13 protein-coding genes are annotated in these 14,919 nt (G+C 69.6%); 3 read left to right on the forward strand and 10 right to left on the reverse strand.

Translation table 11 applies throughout. From position 1 onward, the window contains the following. Window positions 1–66 precede the first annotated feature (66 nt). Window positions 67–2,076 (reverse strand): hypothetical protein, encoded by a 2,010-nt coding sequence (locus ABTY15_RS00470; protein ID WP_350574006.1) that lies wholly within the window; start codon window positions 2,074–2,076, stop codon window positions 67–69. A gap of 334 nt (window positions 2,077–2,410) precedes the next feature. Between ABTY15_RS00470 and ABTY15_RS00475 the strand changes: the two genes are divergently transcribed. From ABTY15_RS00475 to ABTY15_RS00485, 3 genes are read left to right on the forward strand one after another with little or no spacing between them, the layout of a single operon-like run. Further along, the gene (locus ABTY15_RS00475; protein ID WP_350574008.1) at window positions 2,411–2,947 is read left to right on the forward strand and encodes a phosphatase PAP2 family protein; all 537 of its coding nucleotides are present in this window, start codon (window positions 2,411–2,413) and stop codon (window positions 2,945–2,947) included. Next, the gene (locus ABTY15_RS00480; RefSeq protein WP_350574010.1) at window positions 2,940–3,929 is read left to right on the forward strand and encodes a decaprenyl-phosphate phosphoribosyltransferase; all 990 of its coding nucleotides are present in this window, start codon (window positions 2,940–2,942) and stop codon (window positions 3,927–3,929) included. Before ABTY15_RS00475 ends, ABTY15_RS00480 begins: the two co-directional genes overlap by 8 nt. Before the next feature lies 1 nt (window position 3,930). Continuing rightward, the gene (locus ABTY15_RS00485; protein ID WP_350574012.1) at window positions 3,931–4,365 is read left to right on the forward strand and encodes a GtrA family protein; all 435 of its coding nucleotides are present in this window, start codon (window positions 3,931–3,933) and stop codon (window positions 4,363–4,365) included. 100 nt (window positions 4,366–4,465) lie between these two features. On the opposite strand, the gene ABTY15_RS00490 is transcribed toward ABTY15_RS00485, so the two are convergent. The 9 genes from ABTY15_RS00490 to rpsG form a co-directional block, all read right to left on the reverse strand. Then, window positions 4,466–4,843 (reverse strand): DUF2304 domain-containing protein, encoded by a 378-nt coding sequence (locus ABTY15_RS00490; protein WP_350574014.1) that lies wholly within the window; start codon window positions 4,841–4,843, stop codon window positions 4,466–4,468. Next, window positions 4,840–5,529, reverse strand: a complete 690-nt coding sequence (locus ABTY15_RS00495) for a glycosyltransferase family 2 protein (protein ID WP_350574016.1) — start codon at window positions 5,527–5,529, stop codon at window positions 4,840–4,842. Before ABTY15_RS00495 ends, ABTY15_RS00490 begins: the two co-directional genes overlap by 4 nt. Window positions 5,530–5,631: 102 nt before the next feature. Next, on the reverse strand, window positions 5,632–6,966 hold the full coding sequence (locus ABTY15_RS00500; RefSeq protein ID WP_350574020.1) for a hypothetical protein: 1,335 nt from the start codon (window positions 6,964–6,966) through the stop codon (window positions 5,632–5,634). 124 nt (window positions 6,967–7,090) lie between these two features. Continuing rightward, on the reverse strand, window positions 7,091–9,175 hold the full coding sequence (locus ABTY15_RS00505; RefSeq protein WP_350574022.1) for a hypothetical protein: 2,085 nt from the start codon (window positions 9,173–9,175) through the stop codon (window positions 7,091–7,093). A 171-nt stretch (window positions 9,176–9,346) separates the two neighbouring features. Next, window positions 9,347–9,769 (reverse strand): GtrA family protein, encoded by a 423-nt coding sequence (locus tag ABTY15_RS00510; protein ID WP_350574024.1) that lies wholly within the window; start codon window positions 9,767–9,769, stop codon window positions 9,347–9,349. Beyond that, window positions 9,766–10,725: a glycosyltransferase family 2 protein gene (locus ABTY15_RS00515; protein ID WP_350574026.1), complete on the reverse strand. Its 960-nt coding sequence runs from the start codon at window positions 10,723–10,725 to the stop codon at window positions 9,766–9,768. Before ABTY15_RS00515 ends, ABTY15_RS00510 begins: the two co-directional genes overlap by 4 nt. Window positions 10,726–10,913: 188 nt before the next feature. Further along, window positions 10,914–12,107, reverse strand: coding sequence for an elongation factor Tu (gene tuf, locus ABTY15_RS00520; RefSeq protein ID WP_350574028.1), 1,194 nt, complete (start codon window positions 12,105–12,107; stop codon window positions 10,914–10,916). Window positions 12,108–12,302: 195 nt separating this feature from the next. Further along, a complete protein-coding gene (gene fusA, locus ABTY15_RS00525; RefSeq protein ID WP_350574029.1) occupies window positions 12,303–14,408 on the reverse strand; it encodes an elongation factor G in 2,106 nt (701 codons plus the stop codon). Between the two features lie 39 nt (window positions 14,409–14,447). Then, window positions 14,448–14,918, reverse strand: coding sequence for a 30S ribosomal protein S7 (gene rpsG / locus ABTY15_RS00530; RefSeq protein ID WP_030055803.1), 471 nt, complete (start codon window positions 14,916–14,918; stop codon window positions 14,448–14,450). Between the last annotated feature and the right edge of the window lies 1 nt (window position 14,919).

The following is a 14,919-nucleotide window of genomic DNA, read 5'->3' on the forward strand; positions in this document are numbered from 1 at the left end:
CGGGATACGACGAAGCCCTCCCGGCGGCGGTCCCGCCGGGAGGGCTTCGTGGTGTCGGTGTCCGGGTCAGCCCCGGTCGTTGACGGCGTAGACGCGGACCGGGTCGTTCCCGCTGACCAGGTGGAACCGGGCCCGGTCGGTCTCCACCATCTTGATCATCTCGCCGTCGCGCCAGCCGGCCGGGTCGAGCGCGAGGTACTGCGCACCGGTCCGGCGCAGGTCGGCGCGGAGCGCCTTGAGGTCCTCGGTGACGCCGACCTGGACGAGCTTGCGCTCCATCTTCAGGCCCATCAGCGGCAGCCGGATGTCCGGGCCCTGGTCGGAGATCGCGATGACCGAGCCGTCGGGCAGGTTCCGGACGTTGTGGAAGGTGTTCCACGGCCAGACCTGGTCCTGCTGCACCGAGCGGTTGCGCATCAGGTCGACGGTCTCCTTCACCGTGGCGCTGTGGTTGTGCGGCACCGACACCGTCAGGTACGTGGGCTCGGTCGCCGCCCACATCGAGTCCGCGGTGGTCGCCACCAGGCCGAAGCCGATGGCCACGGCCACCGCCCAACGGCCGTACCAGGCCACGCCGGTGGGACGCTCCCGGGCGCCGCTGATCCAGGTCAGGAACACCGCGAGGAAGACGCCGCCGAGGATCGGCAGGTAGATGGTGTACCGGGCCCACCACGGCCCCGGACTGGCCGCCGCCATCACGGCCATCGGCAGCAGCAGGCCCAGCAGCGGGGCCCACTGACGGCGGCAGACGAAGACCACCAGGCCCGCGAGCACAGCCGGGAACAGCACCCAGAGCCAGCCGGTGCCGAGGCCACCGAGTCGCTGGTCGTACGAGAAGGGGGTGGCGACCGGCGTGTTCCAGGACTCCCAGAGCTGTCCGGCCACACCACCGGCGTCCTTGATCGGCTTCGGGGTGTTGTTGACCATGATCAGGTCCTTCACCGTCCCCTTGCCGGAGAAGCCGAACATGGTGAAGGGGTAGAACGGGTTGTCGTAGGCGATCCAGGTCCGCACGTACCAGAACGAGGAGAGCAGCACCGAGGGCAGCACCAGCGCCACGCCCAGCACGGTCAGCTGACGCACCCCCGAGCGCAGCGGGCCGTCCGAACCCGGGTGCGACGCACCCTCGCCGGACGCACGGCGCTCGGCGAGCAGTGCGACGAGTACCTGACCGATGCCCACGGCGACGACGCAGGCCATCGTCAGCAGGTTGGAGGCCTTGACGCTGGTACCGAGGGCCAGCGCGACACCGGCCGGCCACAGGTAGCGCACGCGCCCCGCGACGGCGCCGTTGCCGTCCGGCAGGGCGAGCAGGAACTGGAACGCGGCCGCAGCGGTGGTCGCCGCACCCACATCGACGTAGGACGTCGCCGCCTGGGCGAGGACCGCAGGGATCGTCAGGAAGCCGAGCGCCGCGAGCAGCGCGTGGTCCCGACGGGCGCCGAACCGCTGCGCGAGGCCCAGGGTGGCCGTGAAGCCGAGCAGGGCGAACGGCAGGCTCGCGGCCCACGCCCAGCGCAGCGTGTGGGTGAAGACACCGGCCCAGGCCCCGAGCAGTTCCTGGCCCTGCGGGTAGACGTCCGACCAGAACGCGGCCGGGGTGTGGACGATCCGGCCCTCCTGGATCCACTGGGCCTGGCCGACCAGGTGGTACCACATGCCGTCCCACTCGGTCGGCAGGACGAAGGCGCCCAGCGCGATCCGCCAGCCGTACGCCGTCAGCACCAGCAGCGCGAGGACGACCACCGCCGGGTTGCGCCAGAGCGCCCCGCAGTGACGGACCGCCAGGAGAAGGCCGGACAGCGTCTCCCGGTGGCGGGCCAGCGCGGTGGGGCGCCGGCGCACCAGCGCCACCTCCGCCGCGCCGACGAGCAGGGCCGCGGCGAGCATCGGAACCGGCTTCAGGCCGTGGAAGGGGACTCCGACGAGCAGGGCCAGCCCGATCAGCTGGGTCACCCCGGCGAGGATCCAGGCCGAGAGGGCGTCAGCGGCCCGCCATGGCCCGAACGCGCCGACCACATGTGCCGTGCCGACGGCTGTCGCCGTCAGAGCCAACAACAGCCCCAGTACGCCCACGAGCGATCCTCAACCCATCCACACTTCTGCCACATGGGCACCTGAACGATGATCCCGGCGACGGTACCAGAGGCAAAAGAATGATCAACCGATCGGCCGCCCCCCGCGGCGAACGTTCCGACCCGTCGGCAATGCCTCCGCTTGTGCAGAAGGAGAAAGCGGTACCTGAGGGGACTGTTATGACGATATGAAAACAGTCTGTATCCTGTCCGCGCACGCCTGTCGTCGGGGGGCGCAAGAGCAAACCGAGGTCTGTGGGACCGACCAGCGTGCTGCGTGAGTCCCCCCGCTCCAGGAAGCGTGCTTCCCCGCTTCTTCTTCAGAGGACACCAGAATGGCCCAGATTCTCCGGGCGTTGGAACGGGTGGACAACCAGGTCTACCGATCGGTCCGTGAGCGGTTCGGCGACAAGCGTTCAGTCGACGTCAGCAAGGCCCTGTCCTGGACCGGCGAGCACGCCGCCGGCTGGCTGGCGCTCGGCGTGGCCGGTGCGGTGATCGACACCGAGCGCCGCCGCAGCTGGCTGCGGGCGACCACCGCCGTGGCCGGCGCGCACGTCGCCAGCATGGCCATCAAGCGCGTGGTCCGTCGCCCCCGTCCCAACGGTCCCGGCATGGAGCCACTGGTCCAGACCGCCGGGAAGCACAGCTTCCCGAGCTCCCACGCCACCTCCTCGGCGGCCGCGGTCGTGGCCTTCGCGCCGCTGCTGCCCGCCGCGACGATCGCCCCGGTGGCCGGCGCGGTGTGCTTCTCCCGCCTGGTCGTGGGCGTCCACTACATGTCCGACGTGGTCGGCGGCGCGGCGCTCGGTGCCGCCGTCGCGGCGGCCGGCCGGTCGTGGATCACCAAGGGGCAGCGCGCCGATGTCTGAGTCGAGCACCCTGGAGGCCGGGCCGGTGAGCGCTGCGGGCATACCCGCCGCCACCACCGCCACGCCGTCCGCCGCCGCCCCCGCGTCGGCCATCCGCCCGTTCCGCCTCAAGGCGCTGCCCGGTGGTCTGATCCGCAACGCCCGCCCGCGCCAGTGGGTCAAGAACGTCCTCGTCCTGGCGGCGCCCGGCGCGGCGGGGATGCTCACCCACACCGCGGTGCTCCGTCAGGTCGGCATCGTCTTCGTCCTGTTCTGCGCCGCCGCGTCGGCGATCTACTTCCTCAACGACGCCATGGACGTCGAGGCGGACCGCGCGCACCCGACCAAGCGCAACCGCCCGATCGCCTCCGGCGTGGTCCCGCTGCCGGTCGCCTACCTCTGCGCGCTGCTCCTCGGCGGCGGCGCCATCACCGGCGCCCTGCTGCTGTGCAACACCCCGACCGCGATCGCGCTGGGCTGCTACCTGGTGATGCAGTTCCTCTACTGCACCGGCCTCAAGCACGTCCTGGTGGTCGACCTCGCCTTCGTCACCTCCGGCTTCCTGATCCGCGCCATGATCGGCGGCCTCGCCGCCAACATCCAGCTGTCCCAGTGGTTCCTGATCACCACCGGTTTCGCGGCGCTCTTCATGGTCGGCGCCAAGCGCTACTCCGAGCTGGTCAGCATGGGCGACGCCGCGGCCGAGTCCCGCAAGCTGCTCGGCGAGTACAGCAGCAGCTACCTGCGGTTCGTCTGGCAGGCCTCGGCGGCGGTGGCCGTGCTCAGCTACTGCCTCTGGTCCTCGGACCACACCGGCGGCGCCGACGTGGCGCTGCGCCAGATCACCGTCCTCCCGTTCGTCTTCGCCATCCTCCGCTACGCGATCTTCGCCGACCGCGGTCAGGCCGAGGCGCCGGAGAACGTGGTCCTGAAGGACCGCCCGCTGCTCGCCCTGGGCGCGATCTGGGCGGCCCTGTACGGATTCGCCGTCCTGGGTGGCTGAGATGGCAGGCAGTGACAAGCTCCGCGCCGCACTTCCGGAACTGCTGAAGTTCGGGGTGATCGGCGGACTCGGGTACGCGACCGACGTCGTCCTGTTCGTCCTGCTCCGCGAGCCGGCCGGCCCGGTCCTCGGCAAGGTGCTGTCCCTGACGGCCTCGACCGCGGTCGCGTTCGTCGGGAACAAGTACTGGACGTTCCGGGAGCGCCGGTCCGGCGGGCCGGCCGGCGAGACCGGCCGGGAGACCGCCATGTTCCTGGTGGTCAACCTCGTCGGCGCGCTGGTCCAGCTCGGCTGCCTCGGCTTCTCGCACTACCTGATGGGCCTGACCAGCCCGACCGCGGACCTGATCTCCAGCAGCGTGATCGGGATGGCCCTGGCGACCGCCCTGCGGTTCTGGGGCACCCGGACCCTGGTGTTCCGCGAAGCCCGGGCCTGACCGCCCCTCCAGGGCGTCACGACGGTACGAGGAAGGGCCGCACCCCCCGCGGGGGGTGCGGCCCTTCCTCGTACCCGTCCTCGGCCGTCCGGCCGGGCCGTCAGCGGTCGGAGCCGACCGGGACGTCCAGGCGGTCGTTGTTGTGCCGGATGCCCTCGGTGATGGCGACCGTGCGGGCCAGGTCGGTGAGCTTCTTCTCCAGCGAGCGGAAGCGCAGGTAGGTGTTGAGCGTCAGGAAGCCCATGGCGATCACCATCAGGTAGAGCACCAGGTCCGTGCCGCGGCCCACGCCCACCGCGGTGGCCAGCTTGGTCACCCCGGCCGGCCACAGGATCGCGACCACGTTGGCGATCACGAAGAGCGCGAAGGCGATGCGCTTCCACGCCCGGGTGTTCGCGGCGTCCCAGCGCCGGACGAACAGCAGGGCCATGGCCACCGCGGCCACGACGAGGATCAGCTGAATCCAGAGGTGATTCATCGGCGGTTACGCTCCCGCAGCGAGATGTCGAAGAGGATGTTGACGCCGTTGATCAGGGACTGGCCCTTGGCGCGTGAGTAGTCGGTGTACAGGATGTCCACCGGCACCTCGGCGACCCGGAGGTCCGAGCCGGCGAGGAAGGAAACGATCTCCGAAGCGTGCGCCATGCCGTTCATGGTGATCCGGATCCGGCTGGCGGCCTCGCGGTTCATCACGCGCAGGCCGTTGTGCGCGTCCGTGAGCTTGAGCTTGCGGGCGGTCGGGCTGACCGCGGCGGCGGTGCGGAGCACGACCCGCTTGATCCACGGCACCTGGCCGGTCTGCTCGATGAAGCGGGAGCCGAGCACGATGTCGGCCTCGCCCTCGCGCAGCAGCGCGACCATCTTCTCGACGTCACCGGTCTGGTGCTGGCCGTCCGCGTCGAAGGTCGCGAAGTACTCCGCGCCCTCCTGCTCCAGCGCGTACCTCAGACCCGTCTGCAGCGCGGCGCCCTGCCCCAGGTTGACCGGGTGGCGCACCAGGTGGGCGCCGGTGGTCATGACGTGCTTGGCCGTGTCGTCGGTGCAGCCGTCGTCGATCACCACGATGTTGGGGAAGGTCTTCCGTGCCCCTTCCACGACCTCGGCGATCACCTGGCCTTCGTTGTAGGCCGGGATCACCAGCCAGACGTTGTCGTACTCGGACACAGGGGCTCCATGCTTGGCGAACGGCACGGCGTCGCGTGCCTGGGTCTGTCTATCGGTGATGGTCATGGGCGTCGTCGGCCAATCACAGTCGGGCCCCCACCCTCACGAGGTCCGCAGCGGCTCGGCGGCGCGCTGCTGGTCGGAGGGCTGCCCGGGGTCCGCGGCGGGGCGGGAGGGGAAGGCGCGGTAGAGCGACCACAGCATCAGCACGGCGCTCACCAGCGCGCCGACCAGGTACGCGAGCTCGGCGCGGAGACCGACACTGCCCGGGGCGAGCGCGACGGCTACCAATGCTACGGAACCGGCCGTCCAGCCCACCAACTGACGACGGTGCTGGGCGCTCGACATCAGCGCCTGGCCGAAGACGGTCGCCAGGACGTAGCAGAGCGTCCCGAACACCAGCCAGGTGAAGTCCAGCGGCCCGAGCAGGTCCTTGGCGTTGAACAGCAGCGGGTTGAGCCAGGCGCCGAGCGCGATCACCGGCAGGCCGCCGCCGACGCACATCGCGGTGACGATCGCGGTGGTGCGGGTCAGCACCTTGCGGAACTCGGTGTGGTCGCCGGCCGCGGCGGCACCCGACAGCGCGGAAACCATCGAGGCCTGCAAGGCGCTGTAGGCGAACAGCGGCACCCGGGCCATCACCACGGCCTGGCCGAGGGCGAAGACCAGGGCGTCGGAGGCCTCGGAGTGCTTCGGGGCGAGCAGGCGGACGCAGACCACGGTCGCGTTGACCACCAGCTGGCTGAGCATCACGGAGGCGATCAGCAGACCGAGGCCGCCGGTGAGCTGGCGCCAGGACACCTCCGGCCCGGGGGCGCGGTCGGCGAGGATGCCGCGCAGGCCGATCAGCGAGGCGGCGACCGGCGCGACCACCAGGATCAGGCCGAAGGCCAGCGCCGAGTGCAGTCCGACCACCGCGGTCAGCGCGGCCAGCCCGATGCGCAGCGCGCCGTCGACGGCCAGCTGGGTGCCGTACGGGCCGAACAGGCCGAGGCCGGCCAGCGCGCCGCGGGAGACCGAGCTCACCGCGAGGCCGGCCATGCCGCCGGCGAGGGCCAGCACGAGCGTCCGGTCACCACCGAACAGCTGGTCGGCGATCGGGCCCGCGGCGGCGGCCAGGACGGCGCAGGCCGCGGCCAGGATCGCCAGGGCGAGCAGCAGCATCCGCCGCACGGCGGGTAGCGCCCCGGCGCCGGCCACCTTGCGGGCCGCGACGAGGCGCGTCAGCTCCAGTTCGACGGGCTGGAAGAGCCCCCACCCGACGGACATCACGATCGTCCAGAGCATCGTGACCCTGGCCGCACCGGCCGTACCGAGGCTGTACCCCACCAACGCCATGTAGACGTACGCCGAGGCGCCGAGCACGACCGTGCCACCGACCACGAGCCGGGCCCCCGGGGGAAGGACCCCGAGCAGCTTGGCGATCGGGTTCTTCATCACATGATCACCGAGTTCACCGGCCGACCTTGGCACCCGTCTCCGCACGAGGTCGGCCCGGGCCGTGCGATTGCTGTGAATAGTAGCGGGTCGCCGTGAACCCCCGGTGCACGGAGGCTCACCTTCAGACCCCCGGGAACGTACGACCCCAGGGCTGCGTCCAGAGGATCTCCGGATCGCTCAGCACCTTCACCTTGACGCCCTGCGCGGCCAGGTCCCGCTTGATCCGCTCGCCCACGGAACGGTCGGCGGTCAGGATGACCGGCGTGACGGGCGGCTCGCCCGGACGCAGGCCCGGGAGGAGGTCGAGGGCGCCCTTCAGCCGGCCCAGCGACCGTCGGTAGTCCTCTTCCTTCACCACCGGGCCGCCCATGTCCACCCAGTGCATCTCGTACAGCGCCTTCAGATCGCCGCCGCGCCGGTTCAGCAGCGAGGCGAGCCAGGTGGCCTTGAGGTTCTTGTAGTTGTCGTTGGAGACGAGCGCGATCACCGGACCGTCGGTGCGCAGCACGTCCAGCGCCTCGATGCCCTTGGGGCCCATGTCGCTCTGGAACTCGCCGCGCCCCCAGACCACCAGCGGGTTGGCCGACCACGCCGACGGGTACTTCTCGGTGGTCAGGAAGCCCCACTGGACGTTGGCGAAGAGGCTCAGCGCGGCCGCGATGGCAAGTCCGGAGGCCACCAGCTCACCGGCCCGTCGGCGCAGTGTGCGGCGGCTCCCCCGGTACGCGGGCTGCAGGGCGACGCCGACGGCACCCAGCGAGATCAGGCTCACCACGACGCCCACGGCGGTCATCTTGTGGAAGTAGTACGAGTACTGGCCGATGGTGTGCAGCTGGTACCAGGCGAAGGCACTGAGCAGGCCCCCCGTCCCCAGCAGGACCGCCAGGTGCGCCTGACCGGTCGCGGTGCGGCGGTTGCGCGGCATCGCGGCGGCCAGCAGACCCAGCAGACCGCCACCGATGAGGACGGAGCGGTCGGCGGCAACGCTCGGGCCCGCCATGTTCGAGGCGCTGGCCACGTCGAGGTTGCCCAGCACCGACAGGACGCTCGGCAGTGCGGCCACGCCCAGCGCGAACGCCAGCGCGCCGGCGGTCCACCACCAGCGCCCGGCGAACTTGCGCCGGTGCGCCACCAGTGCGCCCAGCAGCGCCACACCGACGAAGGCGCCGTAGATGTTGTACGCGTAGGTGACGGTGATCAGCCCGGCCGATGCGGCCACCAGGAACTCGGTCACGCCCATGGCCGGCCGGACCAGCACCGCCAGCGCGAGGGTGACCAGGAGAAGTCCGATGAAGGTGGAGTCGAAGCCGTGGACCAGCAGGTCCAGGTAGTTGCTCGCGAGCATGATCGAGGCCACGCTGGCGCACACCGCGGCGCACCGCCAGCCGCGCAGCCGCGGCCCGCCGATCCAGCGGGCGGCCCAGACCAGGGCCCCGCAGAACAGCGCGTACGCCACCAGGAGGTACAGGAAGTACCGGTTCATCGTGTAGAGCATGTCGCCGGGCGCGGCGGACGAGTGGACCAGCGTGTCGGTGAAGGCCAGCAGGAAGTGCGAGCCCTGTGGGTAGGTCACCTCGGACGGTGCCATCAGGTAGTTCCGTGCGGCCTCCTGGTGGAGGAAGTTGAAGCCGCCGACGCCCTGGATGCCGGAGAAGAACGAGAAGTGTGAGAGCCGGTCCTCGGCGGTGGCGAAGTAGGCGACCCGCTCGGCCGCCGACGTCCCGGCGAGCGGGTGGAACAGGTAGTGCCAGAAGCCGTAGACGGTGCCCAGCACCAGCAGGTCGGACCAGCGGAAGCGCAGCGGCAGCCGCGGGGTGCGGCGGGCGGCCCAGGCGGCCACCGTCACCACACTGAACATCAGACCGGTGGTGGCGATCGGCGCGAGCCCCCACGGCCACACGGAGAAGAGCAGCCCGAAGGTCAGCACCGCACCGGTCAGCATCAGTCCGGCGACGACCAGCCGGTCGAGCAGCACGCCGCCGACCCGGATCACGGCGGCGATCGCCAGGACGAGCAGCGGCAGCAGGAGGATGCCCAGGTTCAGCGCGATCAGCCCGGCCGGCACCAGCCAGGACAGGGCGAGCCCACCGGCCAGGAAGGGCAGGCTGCGCCGGGGCCGGGCGTCGACGGCCGGGGCGGGCGACGGCCCTGACGGCGAGGTCGCTCCCTGGAGCTCGCGATCCAGCGCGGAATGAACGGTCGACACCGTGACGTGCCCCTTCGGTCGAGTCCCTGCCACCGCGTCCCCCGGCCGGGTGGGACTCCTCTACCGTCAGCGGGCAGGCTACAAGCGCACAGGATACCGAGCGGGGGCGGGCCGGGGCGCGCGCGGGGCCCGGCTGGTCGGTCCGCGAACTCCGGGCGGCCGGGCCGTGGTTCAGTCCTTGAAGACCCAGACCTTCAGCAGCAGGAAGCGGGCCACCGTGGCCAGGCCGTTGGCCACGATCAGCCCGGCCACCTCCACCGGGCGGGAGGCGTGCGGGACCGCCCGGTCCAGCAGGGCGAGCACGCCGGCGCTGAGACCCAGCCCGATGAGGAAGGCGACCGCCCCCTGGAGCTGATGCCGGATCATCCCCTGCGCGCCGGTGACCCCGAAGGTGAACCGGCGGTTGGCCGCGGTGTTGGCCACCGCGCTGACCGCCAGCGCGATCAGGTTCGCCGCCTGCGGGTTGACGAACCAGCGCGCGGCGACGAACAGCCCCAGGTAGAAGAGGGTGCTGAGGACCCCGATGACCAGGAAGGACGGCAGCTGACGACGGGCCGGCGGGGCGGGCTCGGTCGGCTCCTCGGTGAAGGTCACCGGTTCCGTCCCGGCTCGTCGTCCTCGGCCGAGTCGTACCCGACGAAGTAGGTGGGGCGGGCCTGCACCGCGGAGTAGATCCGGCCGATGTACTCCCCGAGCAGCCCGACGCAGATCAGCTGCACGGCGCCGATGAACAGCATCCCTATGAACAGCGAGGACCAGCCGGGCACCGTCGAGCCGAAGGCGTACGAGACGGTGGTGTAGACCGCGAGCCCGATGCAGACCACGAAGCTCACCAGGCCCAGCCAGGTGGCCAGCCGCAGCGGGGCGGCGGAGAAGTTGGTCACGCTGTCCAGCGCGAGCCGAACCATCTTCGACAGCGGGTAGTGGGTGTCGCCGGCGACCCGCTCCTCCCGGACGTAGACCACCTCGCCGCTGGGGAAGCCGAGCCACGGCACCAGCAGCCGGTAGACCGGCTGGTGCTCGGGCATCTGCTTGAGCGCCTCCACCGCGGCACGGCTGAGCAGCCGGAAGTCGCCGGCCTGGTTGGGCATCCGCTTGCCGACCAGCCTGCGCATCAGCCAGTAGTAGGCGCCGGCCGTCCGGCGCTTGAAGGCGGTGTCGGTGCCGCGGTCCCCGCGCACGCCGTAGACCACGTCGAGGCCCTGCTCGCGGGCCAGCGCGAGCATCTCGGGAATCTTCTCCGGCGGGTCCTGGAGGTCCGCGTCGATGCTCACCACGTAGTCGCCGTACGCCCGGTGGAGGCCGGCGGTGAGTGCGGCCTGGTGCCCGGAGTTGCGGGCGAAGCGGACGATGCGGAACTCCGGCCAGTCCTGCCGGATCTTCTGCATCAGGACCGGGGTGGCGTCCCGGCTGCCGTCGTCGACGCCCACCACCTCGTAGTCGACCCCGAGCCCGTCCAGGATCGGCCGGAGCCGCTCGACGGTCAGCGGGAGCGCCTCCTGCTCGTTGTAGATCGGCATCACGACCGACAACAGTGGTGCCGTTGGCATGGGTGGGATCCCCCTTTCCGCGAGGGCGGGGCCGACTGGTCGCCCGACCATAACAGTCGGCGATGAGCCGCCCGTGAAACGGGTGAGCGGCGGATGAGACGCCGCCGGAAGGCCGAAGGGCCCCGCACACCGGAGTGTGCGGGGCCCTTCGGTTCGCCTGTACGGAGACAGACAGGTCAGAGCACCAATTACTTGATGATCTTGGTGACCTGGCCGGCGCCGACGGTGCGGCCACCCTCACGGATGGCGAACTTGAGGCCGTCCTCCATGGCGATCGGCTGGATCAGCGCGACGGTCATGGCGGTGTTGTCGCCCGGCATGACCATCTCGGTGCCCTCGGGGAGGGTCACGACGCCGGTCACGTCCGTGGTACGGAAGTAGAACTGCGGGCGGTAGTTGTTGAAGAACGGGGTGTGGCGGCCACCCTCGTCCTTCGACAGGATGTAGGCCTGGGCCTCGAAGTCGGTGTGCGGCGTGACCGAACCCGGCTTGATGATGACCTGGCCGCGCTCGACGTCCTCGCGCTTGATGCCACGGAGCAGCAGACCGACGTTCTCACCGGCCTGGCCCTCGTCGAGCAGCTTGCGGAACATCTCGATGCCGGTGACCGTGGTGGTGGTCTTGGTCTCCTTGATGCCGATGATGTCGACAGTCTCGTTGACCTTGAGGATACCGCGCTCGATACGACCGGTGACGACGGTGCCACGACCGGTGATCGTGAAGACGTCCTCGATCGGCATCAGGAACGGCTGGTCCACGGCGCGGGCCGGGGTGGGGATGTTCTCGTCGACGGCGTGCATCAGGCCGAGGAGCTTCTCGCCCCACTCCTTGTCGCCCTCCAGCGCCTTCAGCGCGGAGACGCGGACGACCGGCAGGTCGTCGCCCGGGAACTCGTACTCGGAGAGGAGCTCACGGACCTCGAGCTCGACGAGCTCCAGGATCTCCTCGTCGTCCACCATGTCGGCCTTGTTCAGGGCGACGACGATGTAGGGGACGCCGACCTGGCGGGCCAGGAGGACGTGCTCCTTGGTCTGCGGCATCGGGCCGTCGGTGGCGGCGACGACGAGGATCGCACCGTCCATCTGGGCCGCACCGGTGATCATGTTCTTGATGTAGTCCGCGTGACCCGGGCAGTCGACGTGGGCGTAGTGACGCGCCTCGGTCTGGTACTCGACGTGCGCGATCGAGATGGTGATACCGCGCTGCCGCTCCTCCGGCGCCTTGTCGATCTGGTCGAACGGCGTGAAGGGGTTGATCTCCGGGTACGCGTCGTGCAGCACCTTGGTGATGGCCGCGGTAAGGGTCGTCTTACCGTGGTCGATGTGACCGATGGTGCCGATGTTGACGTGGGGCTTCGTCCGCTCGAACTTCGCCTTCGCCACTGCAGTCCTCCTGAGGACAGTTCTGTACGCCGTGCTGACGTCAGTTGGTCTTTGATCGGGCTGGGCACGGGGTGCCGGAGCACTCCACGCCGTCCCGCGGGTGGGGGCCGGAGGCACCCGGGAGAATCCGACCGGATCCTCCCGGGACGCCTCCTAATAGCCTAAGGGGTCCTAATCATCCCGAATGTCGGGACGTTACTCGCCCTTGGCCTTGGCGATGATGTCGTCCGCCACGTTCTTCGGAACCTCGGCGTACGAGTCGAACTGCATCGAGTAGCTCGCGCGACCAGAGGTCTTGCTGCGCAGATCACCGACGTAGCCGAACATCTCGGAGAGCGGCACCAGCGCCGTGACGACGCGGGCACCGTGACGCTCGTCCATGGACCGGATCTGGCCACGGCGAGAGTTGATGTCGCCGATCACGTCGCCCATGTAGTCCTCGGGCGTGGTGACCTCGACGGCCATCATCGGCTCAAGAAGAACCGGCTTGGCCTTCTTGGCGCCTTCCTTGAAGGCCATCGAACCGGCGATCTTGAACGCGAGCTCGGAGGAGTCGACGTCGTGCGAGGCACCGTCGAGCAGCGTGACGCGGACACCCTGCAGCGGGTAGCCGGCGAGCACACCGAACTCCATGGCCTCCTGGCAACCGGCGTCGACCGAAGGGATGTACTCCTTCGGCACGCGGCCACCGGTGACCTTGTTCACGAACTCGTAGCCCTCGGCCTGCTCGAGCGGCTCGATCGCGATCTGGATCTTCGCGAACTGGCCCGAACCACCGGTCTGCTTCTTGTGCGTGTAGTCGATGCGCTCGACGGCCGAGCGGATGGTCTCGCGGTACGCGACCTGCGGCTTGCCGACGTTGGCCTCGACCTTGAACTCACGCTTCATGCGGTCGACCAGCACCTCGAGGTGCAGCTCGCCCATGCCCGCGATGATGGTCTGGCCGGTCTCCTCGTCCGTGTTGACCTGGAAGGACGGGTCCTCCTCGGCGAGACGCTGGATGGCGACACCCAGCTTCTCCTGGTCACCCTTGGACTTGGGCTCGATCGCGACGCGGATGACCGGGGCCGGGAAGTCCATGGACTCCAGGATGACCGGGTTCTTCTCGTCGGACAGCGTCTCACCGGTGGTGGTCTGCTTCAGGCCCATGACGGCGACGATGTCGCCGGCGCCCACCGACTCGATCTCCTCACGCTTGTTCGCGTGCATGCGGTAGATCTTGCCGATGCGCTCCTTCTTGCCCTTGACGGCGTTCAGCACCGAGGTGCCGGACTCCAGGCGGCCGGAGTAGATCCGGACGAAGGTGAGCTTGCCCAGGTGAGGGTCGGACATGATCTTGAACGCCAGCGCAGCCAGCGGCTCGTCGTCCGAAGCCTTACGGGAGATCTTGGTCTCCGGGTCGTTCGGCTTGGTGCCCTCGATGGACTCGATGTCCAGCGGAGACGGCAGGTACTTGACGACCGCGTCGAGCAGGGGCTGAACGCCCTTGTTCTTGAAGGCGGTACCGCAGAAGATCGGGGTGAAGTCCGAGTTCAGGGTGCCCTTGCGGATGACGTCCTGCAGCAGCTCGACCGGGATCTCCTCGCCCTCGAGGAAGAGCTCGGCGATCTCGTCGCTGATGGTCGAGACGGTGTCGATCAGCGCCTCGCGGTACTCCTCGGCCTGCTCCTGCAGCTCGGCCGGGATGTCGACGATGTCGTACATCTCGCCCTTGGCGGCCTCGGCCGACCAGACCAGCGCCTTCATGCGGACAAGGTCGACAACGCCCTTGAAGTCCGACTCGGCACCGATCGGGAGCTGCATGACCAGCGGGGTCGCGCCGAGGCGGTCCACGATGGTCTGCACGCAGAAGAAGAAGTTCGCGCCCGTGCGGTCCAGCTTGTTGATGAAGCAGATGCGCGGGACGCCGTAGCGGTCAGCCTGCCGCCACACGGTCTCGGACTGGGGCTCGACACCGGCGACACCGTCGAACACCGTCACGGCACCGTCGAGGACGCGCAGCGAACGCTCCACCTCGACGGTGAAGTCGACGTGACCCGGGGTGTCGATGATGTTGATGGTGTGGTCGGCGTCGTCGACCGTCCAGTGACAGGTCGTCGCGGCCGACGTGATCGTGATGCCGCGCTCCTGCTCCTGCTCCATCCAGTCCATGGTGGCAGCGCCATCGTGGACCTCACCGATCTTGTACGAGACACCGGTGTAGAACAGGATCCGCTCGGTGGTGGTGGTCTTGCCCGCGTCGATGTGCGCCATGATCCCGATGTTGCGGACCCTGGCGAGGTCAAGGGAGGTTGCAGCCATGGTGGCTCGTTCTCTCTCTGTCTAGTGACGGGGTACGGACTACCAGCGGTAGTGCGCGAAGGCCTTGTTGGACTCGGCCATCTTGTGGGTGTCCTCGCGACGCTTCACGGAAGCGCCCAGGCCGTTGCTGGCGTCGAGGATCTCGTTCATCAGGCGCTCGGTCATGGTCTTCTCGCGACGGGCGCGGGAGTAACCGACCATCCAGCGCAGCGCCAGGGTGCTGGCGCGGCCCGGACGGACCTCGACCGGAACCTGGTAGGTCGCGCCACCGACACGGCGGGACTTGACCTCGAGGGCCGGCTTGACGTTCTCCAGCGCGCGCTTCAGCGTGACGACCGGGTCCGAGCCGGTCTTCTCACGGACGCCCTCGAGGGCGCCGTAGACGATCCGCTCGGCGGTGGAGCGCTTGCCGTGCAGCAGGATCTTGTTGACCAGCTGGGTGACGACCGGGGAGCCGTAAACCGGGTCGATGATGACCGGGCGCTTCGGGGCGGGGCCCTTACGAGGCATT

Origin of the sequence: Kitasatospora sp. NPDC097643 (genome assembly GCF_040302625.1) — a bacterium.
Taxonomy (GTDB): domain Bacteria; phylum Actinomycetota; class Actinomycetes; order Streptomycetales; family Streptomycetaceae; genus Kitasatospora.